The 16,987-nt window shown below is 63.0% G+C and carries 15 protein-coding genes; 4 read left to right on the top strand and 11 right to left on the bottom strand.

All coding sequences use genetic code 11. The annotated features are described in order from the left end of the window. The first annotated feature begins 39 nt into the window (after window positions 1-39). Window positions 40-675: a trimeric intracellular cation channel family protein gene (locus RTP54_RS00775; RefSeq protein WP_112809269.1), complete on the top strand. Its 636-nt coding sequence runs from the start codon at window positions 40-42 to the stop codon at window positions 673-675. 11 nt (window positions 676-686) lie between these two features. On the opposite strand, the gene irrA is transcribed toward RTP54_RS00775, so the two are convergent. After that, a complete protein-coding gene (gene irrA, locus RTP54_RS00770) occupies window positions 687-1,112 on the bottom strand; it encodes an iron response transcriptional regulator IrrA (protein ID WP_112809487.1) in 426 nt (141 codons plus the stop codon). A 321-nt stretch (window positions 1,113-1,433) separates the two neighbouring features. Here irrA and fabA point away from each other — a divergent pair, with 321 nt between their 5' ends. From fabA to fabI, 3 genes are read left to right on the top strand one after another with little or no spacing between them, the layout of a single operon-like run. Next, on the top strand, window positions 1,434-1,949 hold the full coding sequence (gene fabA, locus RTP54_RS00765) for a 3-hydroxyacyl-[acyl-carrier-protein] dehydratase FabA (protein ID WP_112809270.1): 516 nt from the start codon (window positions 1,434-1,436) through the stop codon (window positions 1,947-1,949). 46 nt (window positions 1,950-1,995) lie between these two features. Further along, complete coding sequence (fabB, locus tag RTP54_RS00760; RefSeq protein ID WP_312360108.1) at window positions 1,996-3,219, top strand: beta-ketoacyl-ACP synthase I; 1,224 nt, start codon at window positions 1,996-1,998, stop codon at window positions 3,217-3,219. A 4-nt stretch (window positions 3,220-3,223) separates the two neighbouring features. Further along, window positions 3,224-4,030: an enoyl-ACP reductase FabI gene (fabI, locus tag RTP54_RS00755; protein ID WP_312360106.1), complete on the top strand. Its 807-nt coding sequence runs from the start codon at window positions 3,224-3,226 to the stop codon at window positions 4,028-4,030. 118 nt (window positions 4,031-4,148) lie between these two features. Here fabI and RTP54_RS00750 read toward each other — a convergent pair whose 3' ends face one another. The 10 genes from RTP54_RS00750 to infB form a co-directional block, all read right to left on the bottom strand. Further along, window positions 4,149-4,931, bottom strand: coding sequence for a hypothetical protein (locus RTP54_RS00750; RefSeq protein WP_312360104.1), 783 nt, complete (start codon window positions 4,929-4,931; stop codon window positions 4,149-4,151). 30 nt (window positions 4,932-4,961) lie between these two features. Further along, entirely contained in the window at window positions 4,962-5,816 is an 855-nt protein-coding gene (locus RTP54_RS00745; RefSeq protein WP_162704272.1) for a hypothetical protein, read from the bottom strand. A 466-nt stretch (window positions 5,817-6,282) separates the two neighbouring features. Then, complete coding sequence (locus RTP54_RS00740; RefSeq protein ID WP_112809488.1) at window positions 6,283-6,504, bottom strand: hypothetical protein; 222 nt, start codon at window positions 6,502-6,504, stop codon at window positions 6,283-6,285. Between the two features lie 164 nt (window positions 6,505-6,668). Then, window positions 6,669-7,685: a class I SAM-dependent methyltransferase gene (locus RTP54_RS00735; protein WP_112809276.1), complete on the bottom strand. Its 1,017-nt coding sequence runs from the start codon at window positions 7,683-7,685 to the stop codon at window positions 6,669-6,671. Window positions 7,686-7,767: 82 nt separating this feature from the next. Beyond that, the gene (gene pnp / locus RTP54_RS00730) at window positions 7,768-9,909 is read right to left on the bottom strand and encodes a polyribonucleotide nucleotidyltransferase (RefSeq protein ID WP_112809277.1); all 2,142 of its coding nucleotides are present in this window, start codon (window positions 9,907-9,909) and stop codon (window positions 7,768-7,770) included. 357 nt (window positions 9,910-10,266) lie between these two features. Next, window positions 10,267-10,536 (bottom strand): 30S ribosomal protein S15, encoded by a 270-nt coding sequence (gene rpsO / locus RTP54_RS00725; RefSeq protein ID WP_025425494.1) that lies wholly within the window; start codon window positions 10,534-10,536, stop codon window positions 10,267-10,269. 322 nt (window positions 10,537-10,858) lie between these two features. Further along, window positions 10,859-12,574: a sensor histidine kinase gene (locus tag RTP54_RS00720; RefSeq protein WP_112809278.1), complete on the bottom strand. Its 1,716-nt coding sequence runs from the start codon at window positions 12,572-12,574 to the stop codon at window positions 10,859-10,861. A 208-nt stretch (window positions 12,575-12,782) separates the two neighbouring features. Then, window positions 12,783-13,718, bottom strand: a complete 936-nt coding sequence (gene truB, locus RTP54_RS00715) for a tRNA pseudouridine(55) synthase TruB (RefSeq protein WP_112816390.1) — start codon at window positions 13,716-13,718, stop codon at window positions 12,783-12,785. An 8-nt stretch (window positions 13,719-13,726) separates the two neighbouring features. Then, on the bottom strand, window positions 13,727-14,134 hold the full coding sequence (gene rbfA, locus RTP54_RS00710) for a 30S ribosome-binding factor RbfA (RefSeq protein WP_112809280.1): 408 nt from the start codon (window positions 14,132-14,134) through the stop codon (window positions 13,727-13,729). Between the two features lie 73 nt (window positions 14,135-14,207). Next, a complete protein-coding gene (gene infB / locus RTP54_RS00705) occupies window positions 14,208-16,913 on the bottom strand; it encodes a translation initiation factor IF-2 (RefSeq protein ID WP_112809281.1) in 2,706 nt (901 codons plus the stop codon). Between the last annotated feature and the right edge of the window lie 74 nt (window positions 16,914-16,987).

Below are 16,987 nucleotides of genomic sequence, written 5' to 3'. Positions count from 1 at the left end.
GCGACCGACCAAAGCGATGCCCCTTCCAAAGGAGCGGCCATGACGATCCTCGAAATCCTCGATTATGCCGGCGTTGCCGTCTTCGCGGCGACGGGCGCGCTCTCGGCATCGCGCAAACAGCTCGACATCATCGGTTATCTGTTCCTCGCCTCGGTCACCGGCATCGGCGGCGGAACGATGCGCGACGTCGTTCTCGGCGCGACGCCGGTATTCTGGGTGCTCAACCCCAACTATCTGCTGGTCTGCGCTTCGGTGGCGGTGCTTTTGTTCTTCACGGCACACCTGTTCGAATCGCGCTACCGCGTGCTGGTCTGGCTCGATGCGATCGGGCTGTCGGCCTATTGCGTCATGGGCGCGGCCAAGGGGCTGGCTGCGACCGGTTCGCCGGGGGTCGCGCTGGTCACCGGCATGCTGACGGCGACCTTCGGCGGCGTACTGCGCGACATTCTGGCCGGAGAACCTTCCGTGCTGCTGCGTCCGGAGGTGTATGTGACGGCCGCCCTCGTCGGCTCTGCCGTGTTCGTCGTCGCGACGATGCTCGGACTGCCGCTGCTTGCAACGTCGACGCTTGGCGTGGTCGCAGCCTTCACCGTGCGCGCCGGCGCACTCAAATATGGCTGGACGCTGCCGATCGGCAAGGCGGGCCCCGGCCGCGATCCCGACGATGTTATGTAGGAGATGGGCGGTTACGACCGCTCGCGCTTGCGGCGCAGACGAATGACGACGTCGACATGGGCAATCTCCATGCCTTCGGGCGGCTCAGGCAGGTTGCCGATCTCGATATTGTTGACCGGGATATCGAGGACTTCGTTCTGGCCTTCGACGAAGAAATGGTGATGGTCGGACACGTTGGTGTCGAAGTAGGTCTTGGCGCTTTCCACCGCGAGCACGCGGATCATGCCAGCCTCGGTGAACTGGTGCAGCGTGTTGTAGACGGTTGCCAGTGAAACCGGCACGCCGGCAACGACAGCCTCTTCATGCAGCTCTTCCACGGTCAGATGACGATCGCCCTTGGCAAAGATCAGATCGGCAAGCGCGACACGCTGACGCGTGGGGCGCAGGCCCGAGCTGCGCAATCTCTCTTCCGAATTCACTTCGGTTGCTTTGATCATCAAGGCGCGTTCCATGGATCCCGTAAAATTTACAATACTTCCGTTGCGATATAACTTTTGCGCACCGTTCTTTCAATAGATTCTAAGGTGCAGATGGGCTGGAATGCCTGAAAAACCGGCCTATTTCGGGTAAGTCTGGTATTTAACTCTGGTCGGACCCACATTGATCCTGTAAGCGACGGCGAGACGATATCGCCACCACAATGGGCGATGCCGACACCGGAAACATCGAAAACGGCCATCGGCGCGCTTCATTTCACAGCGAACTTGCTCTAAAGCAGGTCTGACAACACTTTTTGTTACTCGGGGAAACAACCATTGATGACGACCAGACAATCCAGCTTCAGCTATGAGGAAATCCTGACCTGCGGCCGAGGCGAACTGTTTGGCCCGGGCAATGCGCAGCTGCCGCTGCCGCCCATGCTCATGGTTCACCGCATCACGGAAATCTCCGAGACGGGCGGCGCTTTCGACAAGGGCTTCATCCGCGCCGAATACGACGTCAGCCCGGACGACTGGTACTTTCCCTGCCATTTCCAGGGCAATCCGATCATGCCCGGCTGCCTCGGCCTCGACGGCATGTGGCAGCTGACGGGCTTCTTCCTCGGCTGGCTCGGCGAGCCGGGCCGCGGCATGGCGCTGTCGACGGGCGAAGTGAAGTTCAAGGGCATGGTTCGCCCGCACACCAAGCTGCTCCAGTACGGCATCGACTTCAAGCGCGTCATGCGCGGACGTCTCGTGCTCGGCACGGCCGACGGCTGGCTCAAGGCCGATGGCGAGACCATCTACCAGGCAACCGACCTGCGCGTCGGTCTGTCGAAGGAAAAGACCGACTAAGCCGCGGGTTCTCCGCACCGAATGAGATAAAGAAAAGGTCATCACCATGAGACGGGTTGTTGTCACGGGCCTCGGGGTCGTTTCCTCGATCGGAAACAATGCCGACGAAGTCACGGCATCGCTGCGCGACGCCAAGTCGGGCATCACGTTTTCTCCGGATTTCGCCGAAAACGGCTTCAAGTGCCAGGTCTGGGGCGCACCGACGCTTGATCCGACCGATCTCGTCGACCGGCGCGCCATGCGCTTCCTGTCGCAGGGCGGCGCCTGGAACCACGTGGCGATGAAGCAGGCAATCGCCGATTCCGGTCTCGAGGAAGCGGTGATTTCCCGCAACGAACGCACCGGCATCATCATGGGCTCGGGCGGACCGTCCACCCGCACCATCGTCGAAGCGTCCGATATCACCCGCAAGAACAACAGCCCGAAGCGCATCGGCCCGTTTGCCGTGCCGAAGGCGATGTCGTCGACGGCCTCGGCCACGCTTGCGACCTGGTTCCAGATCCACGGCGTCAACTACTCGATCTCGTCGGCCTGCTCGACCTCGGCGCACTGCATCGGCAATGCCGCCGAGATGATCCAGTGGGGCAAGCAGGACGTGATGTTCGCTGGCGGCCACGAGGACCTGGACTGGACGATGTCCAACCTGTTCGATGCCATGGGCGCGATGTCCTCCAAATACAACGACACGCCCGCGACCGCCTCGCGCGCCTATGACGCCAGCCGCGACGGCTTCGTCATCGCCGGCGGCGCCGGCGTGCTGGTGCTCGAAGAGCTGGAACATGCCAAGGCCCGCGGCGCCAAGATCTACGCCGAAATCGTCGGCTACGGCGCGACATCCGATGGTTACGACATGGTCGCGCCCTCGGGCGAAGGCGCCATCCGCTGCATGCGTCAGGCGCTGTCGACCGTTAGGGGCGACGTCGACTACATCAACACGCACGGCACCTCGACCCCGGTTGGCGACAGCAAGGAAATCGGCGCCATCCGCGAAGTGTTCGGCTCGAAGATTCCGCACATCCAGTCGACCAAGTCGCTGACCGGCCATTCGCTGGGCGCTGCGGGCGTGCAGGAATCGATCTACGGCCTGTTGATGATGCAGGCTGGCTTCATCGGCGAAAGCGCCCACATCACCGAGCTCGACCCGGAATTCGACGGCGTGCCGATCGTGCGCAAGCGCATCGACAATGCCAAGATCGATACGGTGCTTTCCAACTCGTTCGGTTTCGGCGGCACCAATGCGACGCTCGTCTTCCAGCGCTACAACGGATAACACCATGACGGGACTGATGAACGGAAAGCGTGGCCTCATCATGGGTGTGGCCAACAACCACTCCATTGCCTGGGGCATTTCCAAGGCGCTGGCAGCCCAGGGCGCGGAACTGGCCTTCACCTACCAGGGTGAAGCGCTCGGCAAGCGCGTGAAGCCGCTGGCGGCCGAAGTCGGTTCCGACTTCCTGCTTCCCTGCGACGTCGAGGATATCGCTTCCGTCGATGCGGTCATCTCGGCCATCAAGGAGCGCTGGGGCACGCTCGACTTCATCGTCCATGCCATTGGCTTCTCCGACAAGAACGAGCTGAAGGGCCTCTACGCCGACACCAGCCGTGACAACTTCAGCCGCACCATGGTGATCTCCTGCTTCTCGTTTACCGAGATCGCCAGGCGCGCCGCCGAACTGATGAACGACGGCGGCTCCATGCTGACGCTGACCTATGGCGGCTCGATGCGAGTGATGCCGAACTACAACGTCATGGGCGTTGCCAAGGCCGCACTCGAGGCGTCCGTGCGCTATCTGGCGGCCGACTATGGCGTGCGCGGCATCCGCGTCAACGCCATTTCCGCCGGCCCGATCCGCACGCTCGCCGGCGCCGGCATTGCCGACGCCCGCGCCATGCTCTCCTGGCAGCAGAAGAACTCGCCGTTGCGCCGCACCGTCACCATCGACGATGTCGGTAACTCCGCGCTTTACCTGCTGTCCGATCTGTCGAGCGGCGTCACCGGCGAAATCCACTATGTGGACTCCGGCTACAACATCACCTCGATGCCGGCGCTCGAGGCGCTGAGGACGGCCGACGTCGAGTAGAACATCCAGCCCAGGACCACAGGTCTATGGGCTCTGCGAACTGCATGCAAAAGCCCCGGTGAGGTTCTCGCCGGGGCTTTTTCGTTGGGGTGTCTTGCCGTTTGGCTGATGCCTGCGGCTATTCCAGGTCCATCGTGGTAAAGACCCGGCAATTGTCTGGCGCGGGCGTGCCACGGCAAATCACCGCATCGACCAGCTGGCCGACAGGAAGCGTGCTCGTCAACAGGAGCACCGTGGATAGATCATAGTGGCCGGGATTGCCGCCGGTGTCGCGCAGGCGTTCGACCAGGGACTGGTAGCGCACGCCCATTTCACCGTAGTAGGCCACGAGTTTGCGGGTCTCGCGCTCGTTTCCGCCAAGCGTCGGGATGTCTTCGACGAGCGTCCCTTCTCCCGCGATCCGCCTTTTGCCTGCGGCAAGGACGAGCGTACAGGCCCGTGAGCAGGCACCAAGCGAAACGGCCTTGCCGATATAGTCGGCTCCCTTGCCGTCGTTTGCGGTGCAGTTCTTCTCGTCGCGCTGACATCCGAAAAACATGGTCGTGCCCACCGCCACGCTCAGCTGGTTCTTGCGGATGAGGCGGCCGAGCGCCATCGCCGCCGCGATGTCGCCACCGGGCGATCGCAGGACCAACGGCAGCTTGCGCCCGGCAAGCGTCTTCAACGTTGCCTTCAGGAGGGCCGGCGTCTTCGGACCTATGGTGCCCGTTGCGGAGATCCATTCCGGACATGTCGGCTCGCAACCATCCTGGTTGGAGCGCACGACGACAAACCGCATCTGCTCTTCAGCCGCCATTGCCGGCCGTTCCAGGAGCAGACTTGCGGCCAGCAGGCAGATCAGAGCCAGCACCGATCGCAGGTCAAGCTTGGCGACACCGGTTGACGAACTCAATACGCGCATCGCAGTCTCCAACCCTAACGACCCCGGCGGCTAACGCTTCAGGTCCGACATGACGAAAACCCGGCAATGGGCGGAGGCGGGCACCGTCTTGCAGACCCCGGCCGCGGTCAGCAATTCGACCCCGCCCAGTTGCGTGATCAACTTCATTTCCATCATCGCCACCGGCTCGATCTTGCGCATGTCGTTGGCGAACGTGATCTTCATCTGATCGATGACCGCACGCCCGACACCCATTTCCGCCAGGTAGGCCGCCAGCTCGCGCTCCATCGCCTTGCTCATCTCATAGATCGTGCGGGTGCCGACATTCTTTCGGCTGACGACCTTCTTGCTGGTCACCTTCTTCTTGCCGTTCACGATGCGATACTTCTCCAGATACTTTGTCTGGATCCGCGTTTGCACGGTGGTGATCTGATGGACGCCGAGGTATGCCCATTGCCCGACGACGCGCCGGATGCCGCCGGCAAGCATCAGCGGGCAGGCAGACGCACAATAGGCCTCGCCCGAATAGGTAATGCCGATGAAACGGGCGCCCTTGCCGTCATTGTCGCGGCAATCCTTCTGCTGCGGCTGGCAACCGATAAAGCGCGTCTTGCCCACCGCCACATCGAGCTTTCGCGCCCGGATGATCCGCCCGAGCGCCATGGCGGCGTCGACGTCGCCGCCGGGCGATGTCACCACGATCGGCAAGCGGCGATTGCCGATGGATTTGAGCAGCTTCTGCAAGCGCGCCGGACTGTCGCGAACGATCGTACCTTCAGCCGAGATCCACTCCGGGCATGTCGGCTCACACCCCACCTGATTGCTGCGCACCACGAGGAATTGCATGGCATCGCCGCCGGCCGGTGCTGCACGAACTGTGGCGGCCGAGGCCACGAGCGCGGCCATCAGGCAGACGGTTGCCGCGCAAAAAAGAAGGCCGTCACGTAGCACTTTCGTTCCGAGCAAAGATGCGCCCCTGATCCCGACTGTTTTAAGAACAATTTCAAGCCGCATTCCCCATGCGGCAATGGTGCCCGTCGAAGAAAATGTCTCTGTCAAGATCCGCGCAGATCACCCATCGCCGCCAATAAGGTTGCATATCCGTGGATTAAAACCAACGATAGCGCGAGAAAAAAAGCGAGCGCAACACAACCGGGATCGCGGAGCGCTGGCCCATTTTTTCGACGGCGCTGTGTCTTTTGGTCGAGGTTCGCCACGCCACCGGTGGCGCTGGCGCAACCGATAACGCCGCTTGAATGCGCAGGCGACATCACGGGTGTCGACCATTGGCGGGTCAGGCGAAAGGGAAAAGCGGGTTTGCTGTGCCGGCGTACGACCGACGCCGGCGCCAGATGGCCGAAAATCGGCAGCTTCAGGTCCAGAGGAACAGGGCAAGCACGACGACGATGATCGCCAGAACGACCAATCCGGTGTGCGTGCGCCGCGCCTGCCCCATCGGCAGACGGTAGAGGCTTTGCAGGAACGACAGTGGCACTTCGGAGGTGGCGCCGTGCCCCTCGGAATGCTTGATATCTTTTGCGATGGCTTCGGCCGCATCCTCGGTCAGTGGCGGCCTGTTCAATCCCCACGTCATGGCACCCATCCTTCGGCGAGACACGTCGGCGTCGACCATGGTGAGCCCGATCGCAAGGGATGGCAACAGGCAATCATCGGCGTTTGCATCCACCGATCGCCTGCGCGCGAAAACAAAAGAGCCGGGCGACGAACCCGGCTCTTTTGCTTTACTTTATTTGCGGCTCAGCGCTTGCCCCAAAGGACCTTGAAGCGCGCGTTGCGGCAGGTCTCGCCATATTCCTTGAAGGTCTCGGCGAGTACCGGCTCGTATTGCAGGCCGCGATTGGCGACCAGCATGACCTTGCCGCCCTGCTTCAGCGCCTTGTGCGCCGCCTTGATGATCGCCACGCCCAGCGCCGGCTCAGCGGCATGGCCTTCGTGGAAGGGCGGGTTCATGACGATGAGGTCGTACTTGTCGCGCGGTTCTTCGCTCGTCAGGTCGAACCAGTAGAAGCGCGCCGGCATGCGCGGCGCGTTCGCCATCATGTTGACGCGGGCCGCTTCCAGCGCATCGTGATCGGCTTCGAACAGATCGATGCCCTTGGTGCCCGGCGACGTCTCGGCGAGCTTGACCGCCAGGTAGCCCCAGCCGGCGCCGAAATCGGCGGCATGGCCGTTGAAGTCGCGCGGCAGGCGCGAGGCCAGCAGTTCCGAGCCGGCATCGATGCGGTCGTGCGAGAACATTCCGGGCGACGCCTCGAACAGGCCATCGACGCGAACCGGCACCTTGGCAAGCTTCTGCACGGCATCGGTTGCGTCTTCCGGCCGCGTGAACCAGAAGGCGACGCCGTGATACTTCGGCAGGTGATCGCCGTCCCATTCGAACTTGGCGATGCGCTTTCTCAGCGACTGGATGCCATCTTCCTTGCCGCCGGCAACGACGATCAGCGCGCCATCGCGGGTGCGCTTCAGCGCCTCGGCGATGCGGTCCTCGTTTTCGCCTTTGTGCTTGCCGCACAGGATCAGGGCGACGTCATAGTCCTCGCCGGTGACGACAGGCGCCACATCGGCACGCTGGGCCTCCAGGGCGCGATAGAGCGGCCTCAGCGGCTGGACGGCGGCGATCGACGCCCCGAAGCCCTCGGGCAGCCTGTAGCCCGCCTCTGCGCCGAGGAAGAGCACACGCTCGCCCTCGCCCGGCGGGTCGATAATCCCGGTTTCGAACGGGTGGAACAGGGTCTTCAATGCATCTCGGCTCATCGGTTTCTTCCGTCGATCTCGTACAAGAAAAGGGCGCGGAGCGATCCGCTCCGCGCCCCGAATGCGTTCGGGCAGAGACCGCTTATTCAGCGGCTTCGCCGTCACCCTTCTTTTCTGCAGCAACTTCCTTGCCGGTCGCCTGGTCGACGACCTTCATGGAAAGGCGAACCTTGCCACGCTCGTCGAAGCCCATCAGCTTGACCCAGACCTTGTCGCCTTCCTTGACGACGTCGGTCGTCTTGGCAACGCGCTCGGAGGCGAGCTGCGAGATGTGGACGAGGCCGTCGCGGGCGCCGAAGAAGTTGACGAAGGCGCCGAAGTCGGCGGTCTTGACAACAGTACCCTCGTACACCTGGCCGACTTCCGGCTCGGCAACGATCGAGTGGATCCACTTGCGGGCCGCTTCGATTTCCTTGCCCGACGAAGAGGCGATCTTCACGGTGCCATCGTCTTCGATGTTGATCTTGGCGCCGGTCTTTTCGACGATTTCGCGGATGACCTTGCCGCCCGAGCCGATGACTTCACGGATCTTGTCGACCGGGATGTTCATGACTTCGATGCGCGGTGCGAATTCGCCGAGCTGGCCACGGCTTTCGGAGATGGCCTTGGCCATTTCGCCGAGGATGTGGAGACGGCCGCCCTTGGCCTGGTTGAGCGCGATGCCCATGATCTCTTCGGTGATGCCCTCGATCTTGATGTCCATCTGCAGCGAGGTGATGCCGGCGTCGGTGCCTGCAACCTTGAAGTCCATGTCGCCGAGGTGGTCTTCGTCGCCGAGGATGTCGGAGAGAACGGCGAAGCGCTCATCTTCCTTGATCAGGCCCATGGCGATACCGGCAACCGGCTTTGCGAGCGGAACGCCTGCATCCATGAGTGCGAGCGAGGTGCCGCAGACCGTTGCCATCGACGAGGAGCCGTTGGATTCGGTGATTTCGGACACGACGCGCAGCGTGTAGGGGAACTGCTCGGCTTCCGGCAGCATCGGGCGGATAGCGCGCCAGGCGAGCTTGCCGTGACCGATTTCGCGGCGGCCCGGGGAGCCCATGCGACCGGTTTCACCGACCGAGTAGGGCGGGAAGTTGTAGTGCAGCATGAAGCGTTCTTTGTACATGCCGGTCAGGCTGTCGACGTACTGCTCGTCTTCGCCGGTGCCGAGCGTGGCGACGACGATCGCCTGTGTTTCGCCGCGGGTGAACAGCGCCGAACCGTGAGTGCGCGGCAGAAGGCCGACTTCCGAAACGATCGCGCGAACGGTTTCCAGATCGCGGCCGTCGATGCGGCTCTTGGTGTCGAGGATGTTCCAGCGAACGATCTTGGCCTGCAGGTGCTTGAAGACCGCGCCGATGACTTCAGCGGCGTACTTCGGCTCTGCGCCTTCCGGGAAGAAGTGTGCCTTCACCTTTGCCTTGACGGCGTCAACGGCAGCGTAGCGGGCAGCCTTCTCGGTGATCTTGTAGGCGTCGCGCAGTTCGGCTTCGGCCATGCCGAGCATTTCGGCTTCGAGCGCGGAATGATCTTCCGGCTGGAAATCGCGCGGCTCCTTGGCAGCGACTTCAGCGAGCTTGATGATGGCGTCGATGACGGGCTGGAAACCCTTCTGGCCGAACACGACGGCGCCGAGCATGACGTCTTCGCCCAGTTCCTTGGCTTCCGACTCGACCATCAGCACGGCTTCCTGCGTGCCGGCGACGACGAGGTCGAGGGTCGATTCGTCCATCTCGTCGAGATGCGGGTTGAGAACGTACTGGCCGTTGATGTAGCCGACGCGCGCGCCGCCGATCGGGCCCATGAACGGGATGCCGGACAGCGTCAGCGCAGCGGAAGCGGCAACCATCGACAGGATGTCGGGATTGTTTTCGAGGTCATGCTGCATGACCGTAACGACGACCTGGGTGTCGTTCTTGTAGCCATCGGGGAAAAGCGGGCGGATCGGGCGGTCGATCAGGCGCGAAACCAGCGTTTCGTTTTCGCTCGGACGACCTTCGCGCTTGAAGTAGCCACCCGGGATCTTGCCGGCAGCGTAGGTCTTTTCCTGGTAGTTGACGGTCAGCGGGAAGAAGTCCTGGCCCGGCTTCGGCGCCTTGGCCGAAACGACGGTGGCGAGAACGACGGTTTCGCCGTAGGTGGCGAGAACGGCGCCGTCAGCCTGACGGGCGACCTTGCCGGTTTCGAGCTTGAGCGGACGCCCAGCCCATTCGATTTCGACCTTATGGGTATCGAACATGTTCTGTCCTTCGTGTGCGGCAGACCTTTCCGCGGCTGTTGCAGCGCGGGTGGTCGGAAAACCGCCTGGTATGGCGCATCACGGGCAAGACAACGGGAGGCTTCAAACGAGACCGGCCGCTTTCCGCTGTGCAAGACCTGGCTGCTCCGCAGCGGGTTCTGCAAGCAGGCGCCGAAGCATCCTGCAATCCTGCCCCATGACGGGCCATCGGTTGATCCGCGGATCCGGCCCATCCGGCCCGCTGGATACCTCTCCTTTTTGCGCCTAGTGCGCGTGTGGAGAGTTCATTTCTCGAGCGCTCTGCGCCCCATAATAAAAAAGGCCGGCGGACCGCATGCGATCCGCCGGGCAAGTCGCTTAGCGACGGATGCCGAGGGCACCGATCAGCTTGGTGTAGCGCGCTTCGTCTTTCTTCTTCAGATAGTCGAGGAGCGAACGACGGCTGGAAACCATCGCGAGAAGGCCACGGCGGGAATGGTTATCCTTCTTGTGGCCCTTGAAGTGTTCGGTCAGGTTGTTGATCCGTTCCGTCAGGATAGCTACCTGGACTTCCGGAGAACCGGTGTCGCCTTCAACGGTTGCGTATTCCTTGATGAGCTGAGCCTTACGCTCTGCAGCAATCGACATCGGATGATCCTTTCAAATTCGAGGATTTAGGGACGCCTCCAGCCGGGATGTCGTCCAGCTGTGGCCGTGAATGCAATGGGCATGCGCCTTTTGCTGGCGTGCCTATAACCGAATTGGATGAAAAAGGAAAGGGTCATGAAATTGCCCTTGCGCGCAGGCCGGGCGCCTCACAATTGATCGAGGACCGCGGACGCATCGGCGCCGATTTCCGCCAGTTGCCGTCCACAGCAACGCCATAGAGGCTGGCCTGCGGCGCCCCTTCGAACCGTGCGGCCATTGGCGAGCGTCATGACGATGCGGTCGTCCGGCTGCGCCTTGAGGTCTAGACATCCTCTCCGTCGGTTTCGCCGGCGTTGCGCGGAATGTCGATGCGCCACTCGATACCATCGGGATGCATGATCCGCTCGAGCTTGGCCTTCAGCGCCATGCCGAGCATGCGCTCGAGCACCAGCGTGCCAAATCCCTTGCGAGCCGGCGCGATCTGCGGGCCGATATCGGCCCCCTCCTCGCGCCAGCGGATGGCAATGCCCTGATCGGACAGCGACCAGGAGAGTTTCACCACCCCCGACGTGTTGGCGAGCGCGCCATATTTGGTGGCGTTCGTCGCCAGCTCGTGCAGCGCCATGCCGAGCGTCTGGGCGCTTTCCGTGTCGAGCCTCAAGGGCGGTCCCGACAGCACCACGCGCTTGGGATCATCGGGCGTAAACGGCTGCAGCTGGTTCTGGGCAAGCTCGCGGAAATCGACGCCCTGGGCGGCATTGGCGATCATCAGATCGGTGGAGCGGGCAAGGCCGGCGATACGCTTGCGGAAGGATTCGGCGAAATCGGCAACGCTTTCCGCCGAGTGCACCGACTGGTTCAGCATCGACTGGATGACCGTCAGCTGGTTCTTCGAACGGTGGGCCACCTCGCGCATGAGGAAGCGGATTTCGCTCTCGGCCTTGGTGCGCGACGCTGCCGCTTTTGCCAGGGCTGCAGACACGGTCTCGACTTCGGCGATCATGTGCGGCCGCGGCTCGATGCTCTCGCCGGCGCCGAGACGGCGTGCGTCCTGCGCGACCAGCTTGACCCCTTGCGACAGCAGCCGCGCGATCGCCAGCGAGCCGGCAACGGCGATGCCGGCAAAGATGATGCCGCCGAGCGACAGCCAGAGGAACGACCAGGCGGCCGGCGCGTCGACGGTGGTGCGCGGCGCCCAGGCGATGATCCGCCAGCCGGTGATGACCGAGAATTCCGTCGCCACCCGATAGGCCGTGCCGTTCTCGGTGATGTTGCGCACGCCGATGCTGATGGCCGGCACCTTGTCGAGGAAGAACGGCTCGCCCGCCTTGACCGCGGCGTCGGAGGAAATGATGACCTTGCCGTTTCCGTCGATCAGCGCCGCGTTCCAGCCCGGCGACAGCGTCTCGCGATTGACGGCCTTGGCCATGCTCTCGGCGTTCTGCGTCAGCGTCAGCAGGTAGTCCTCACCGGTTGGAAGCTTCGCCGGCAGATAGACATTGAAAACCCACTTGCCGGCGGTCTGGCCGAAGAAGACGTTCGAGACCAGCGGTGCGCCGTTGTTGGTGAAGGCCCGTTCGACGGATTCGGGATCGGAGCCCTTGCCGAGCGGCGTGCCGTAGGGCACCCGCGTATTCAGCTGCTGATCATGCTTGCGGTCGATGACGATCAGGTAGGAACCGGTATCGGCCAGCGCCGTCGAAGCCCTGCGGTAGAAGGCTTCCATGTCGCCTCCCTCCATCGCCGGTGCCGTGGAGAGCACTTTCAGCGTCGTCAGCATTCCCTCCACATCGCGCTCGACGATGCGGGTGACCGATCCGGTCGAGGCCTGCAAGAGCGCGGTGATCACCTGCTCCTGCGCATCGACACTGCGTTTCAGCACGACGAGCGAGAAGATGAACGCAGGCACGATTGCGATCAGAAGCAACGATGTCAGGTAGAAGCGAAAGGGCCGCGTCAGTCGGTGGCGGATGAAATCGAGCGCTGTCGACAGGCGACCCGCGGCATGCTCCCTCTGCTCATGCGAAACCTGCGCCAACCGTACCGCCTCTCATTGACCGATCCGCGCGTCGACCGTGACGCGCAGGTGAAGCGACCGCCGAACGGCGGCCGAGACGGGCGCTCGCTGCAACCGAAGGATACGTGCGCGCCCGTGCGAAGCGGAAACGCGCCGAAGCAGTCGCAAGCCCCTTGGGCCGGATCATGCGTCAGCGATGCGGCAAAGGCAAATGCCGCGATCGACGTAATCAGCCGACGGCAAAGACGCGCTTGGGGCGGAACTCGCCTTCGGCGATCTCGCCGATGGCGATCAGCTTGCCGCGTGTCGTGGCATAGGCCTCGGGTGTCGCCAGCGGTGCATCGCGGCCGCGCAGGATGATCGGATTGCCCATCTTCAGCCGGTGCGCCTGGTCGTCGCTGACGGCGATATGCGGCAGGCTCGAAAGCGCCTCGCCGGTCTCGATAACGAAGGCGTCGAGCGCTGCCAGCCGCTCCTCGTCGCTCTCGATCTTTTCGAGCGCGACCAGATCGGCAAGCGGCACCATGTCATCCTCGCCGAAGGGCGCAACGAAGGTACGCCGCAGCGACGCGATGTGTCCGAAACAGCCAAGGTCCCGGCCCATGTCGCGGGCGAGCGACCGAACATAGGTGCCCTTGCCGCATTCGATCTCGAACTGGGCGAGATTGGGTGTTGCGCCAAGCAGCGTCAGGCGGAAGACTTCCACTTCGCGCGCCGGGATATCGACCGTCTCGCCTTCGCGCGCGAGATCGTAGGCGCGCTCGCCGTCGATCTTGATCGCGGAAAACTGCGGCGGCACCTGGCTAATGACGCCGGTATAGTTCGGCAACAGGGCGCGGATCGCCTCTTCCGTCGGCCGTTCTGCCGAGGAATGCGTGACCTGGCCTTCGAGGTCGTCGGTCGAGCGTTCCTCGCCCCATGCGACAGTGAATTCGTAGATCTTGCGGCCGTCCATGACATAGGGGACGGTCTTGGTCGCGTCGCCAAGGGCAATCGGCAGCATGCCGGAAGCCAGCGGATCGAGCGTGCCGGCGTGGCCCGCCTTCTGCGCCTTGAACAGCCACTTGATCTTTGAGACGGCTTCGGTCGAGCCGAAATCGAGCGGCTTGTCGAGGATCAGCCAGCCCGAAATCGGGCGGCCCTTGGGTTTACGCGGTTTGGACATGAACTCTTCTATTCTTCGTCGTCGGTATTCGGATCGAGATCGCGGCTGACTTCGGGCGAGCGAAGGAGGGCGTCGATCTTCTTGTAGTTGTCGAAGCTCGTATCATCGCGGAAGCGGACTTCCGGCATGTACTTCAGCTGGCGAAGCTGCGGGCCGAGACGGCCGCGGATATACTTGGCGTGCTTGTTCAGCGCCTCGATGACCTGCGAATGGTCGGCAACGCCGAGCGGCGTGACGAAAGCGGTGGCGATCTTCAGGTCGGGCGACATGCGCACTTCGGAAATCGCGATCAGCGTCTTCTCGATCACGGGGTCGCGGACTTCGCCACGCTGTAGAACCTGCGTGATCGCGGCGCGCACCTGTTCTGCGATGCGCAGCATGCGCTGATTGGGGGCAGAGGTTGTGGCTCTGGTCATTGGTCAATACCTCAAAAAAATGCGAGCGCCGAAGGATAACCCGGCGCCCGCACAATTTCTAATCGGACGGATCTTACAGCGTCCGCGTGATGTGTTCGACGCGGAAGCACTCGATCGTGTCGCCGGCGCGGATGTCTTCGTAGTTCTCGAATGCCATACCGCATTCCTGACCCACGTTGACTTCCGAGACTTCGTCCTTGAAGCGCTTGAGCGTCTTGAGCTTGCCTTCGTGGATGACGACGTTGTCGCGAACCAGACGGACGCCGACGCCACGCTCGACCTTGCCTTCGGTGACGCGGCAACCCGCGACCTTGCCGACCTTGGTGATGTTGAACACCTCCAGGATCTCGGCATTGCCGAGGAACGTTTCGCGACGCTCGGGCGAAAGCAGGCCGGACATCGCCGCCTTAACGTCATCCACCAGATCGTAGATGATGTTGTAGTAGCGGATTTCGATGCCGGCACGCTCGGCTGCCGAACGGGCCTGGTTGTTGGCACGAACGTTGAAGCCGATGATGGCGGCATTCGACGCTTCTGCGAGCGAGATATCCGACTCGGTGATACCGCCGGCGCCCGAATGGACGATGCGCGCACGCACTTCGTCGGTTCCGAGCTTCTCCAGCGCACCGGCGATCGCTTCGATCGAACCCTGCACGTCGCCCTTGATGACCAGCGGGAACTCCTTGAGACCGGAGGTCTGAAGCTGGGTCATCATCTGCTCGAGCGAACCGCGCGAACCGGACTGGCGGGCAACGGCCTTGTCGCGGGCAAGCCGCAGGCGGTATTCCGAGATCTCGCGAGCGCGGCTTTCGTTCTCGACGACGGCGAACTTGTCGCCGGCTGCAGGCGTGCCCGACAGGCCGAGAACTTCGACCGGCATGGACGGGCCAGCTTCCTTGACGTGCTCACCCTTGTCGTTGACGAGCGCGCGCACACGGCCCCACTGGTCGCCGGCAACGATGATCTGGCCCGGACGCAACGTGCCCTTCTGGACGAGAACGGTCGCAACCGCACCGCGACCGCGGTCAAGCTCGGCTTCGACCACAGTACCTTCGGCCGTCCGGTTCGGATTGGCCTTGAGGTCGAGGATTTCGGCCTGGAGCAGGATCGCTTCGAGCAGCTTGTCGAGGTTGGTGCCGTTCTTGGCCGAGACTTCGACGTCGAGAACTTCACCGCCCATGGATTCGACGAAGACTTCGTGCTGCAGAAGTTCGGTGCGAACCTTCTGGGCATTGGCCGTCGGCTTGTCGACCTTGTTGATCGCCACGATGATCGGAACACCAGCCGCCTTGGCGTGGTTGATGGATTCGATCGTCTGCGGCATCACGCTGTCGTCGGCCGCCACCACCAGGATGGCAATGTCGGTCGCCTGGGCGCCGCGGGCACGCATGGCGGTAAACGCCGCGTGGCCGGGGGTGTCGATGAAGGTGATCTTGTGACCGTTCTGCTCGACCTGGTAGGCGCCAATGTGCTGGGTGATACCACCCGCTTCGCCGGCAACGACGTTTGCATGACGGATGGCGTCGAGCAGCGAGGTCTTGCCGTGGTCGACGTGACCCATGATCGTGACGATCGGCGGACGCGATTCCAGCTCTTCCTCGACGTCGGAAACGTTGAAGATGCCTTCTTCGACGTCGGACTCGGAGACGCGCTTGACCGTGTGGCCGAATTCGCCGGCGATGAGCTCTGCTAGGTCGGCGTCGATAAGATCGCCGGGCTTCATCATCTGGCCTTCCTTCATCAGGTACTTGATGACGTCAACGGCCCGTTCGGACATACGCTGCGACAGTTCCTGAATCGTGATGGTTTCCGGCAGAACGACTTCGCGCGAAATCTTTTCGCGGGTCTCCTGCATCTGGCTGCGCTTGAACTTTTCCTGGCGGCGACGCATCGCCGACAGCGAACGGGCGCGCTGGCCGGCATCCTCGTCGGCAGCGGTCGTCAGCGTGAGCTTGCCCTGGCGGCGACCATCGTCACCCTTCGGACGGGTAACCGGCTTTGCCGGCTCCGGACGAACGACCTTGCCACGAACCGGGCCTGCACCTGGACGCGGGCTGCTACGGTCGTCATCCTTTTCGTTGTCGACCTTGCGGCCGCGCAGAGCACCGGCCGGTGCCGGCGTCGGAACGGCTGCTGCCGGAGCGGCGGGACGTCCAGCCTGCGGACGGCTGTCGACGCGACGCTCGCCGGCAGCAGGTGCGCGAGCAGCCGCGGGGCGCTCTTCGACAACCTCTTCGGTCTTTGCTTCGGGCTCGACAGCCGGGCGGGCTGCTTCCTCTGCGGCGCGGCGTGCGGCTTCTTCCTTCTCCTGCAGGAGACGGGCTTCTTCCTCACGCTTGCGGCGCGCTTCGTTCTCGGCGCGGATGACGGCTTCTTCCGCTTCGCGGATCTGGGCTTCGGCCAGAGCACGGCGGCGCGCATCGATCTCGCTGGCGGAGAGCTGGTTCAGAACGACACCGACACGGGGACGGTTGGCCTGATTGGCTTCCTGGCGGGTCGTATGCTGCTGCGGCTGCGGTGCCGGGCGGCCCGACTGCTGCGGCTGAGCCGGACGCTGCTCGACCGGGCGTGCGGCGGGAGCCGCGGCGACCGGCGTGATCGTGCGTTCATCTTTGGGGCGGTGGAAAGAAGAAGGACGCTTCCTTTCGACCACGACCGCCTTGGTGCGGCCACGGCCGATATCCTGACGCACGGTCCCTTGCGAAACCCCGGAAGGCTTCAGGGTCAGCGTCTTCTTGCCTGCTGCGCCAGTCTTGTCATCGTTGTTGTCGTCGGTCATTCCGTTCCGTTCCTAGCGATCAGGGCCGGATGCGTATCACCTGACCCTGTCTTCCAAATTGTCTCAAACAATGT

Source organism: Ensifer sp. (assembly GCF_031989085.1).
Taxonomy (GTDB): Bacteria; Pseudomonadota; Alphaproteobacteria; order Rhizobiales; family Rhizobiaceae; genus Ensifer.
Note: the sequence above shows the minus strand (reverse complement) of the source record. Positions and strands in the feature narration are given on the sequence as shown.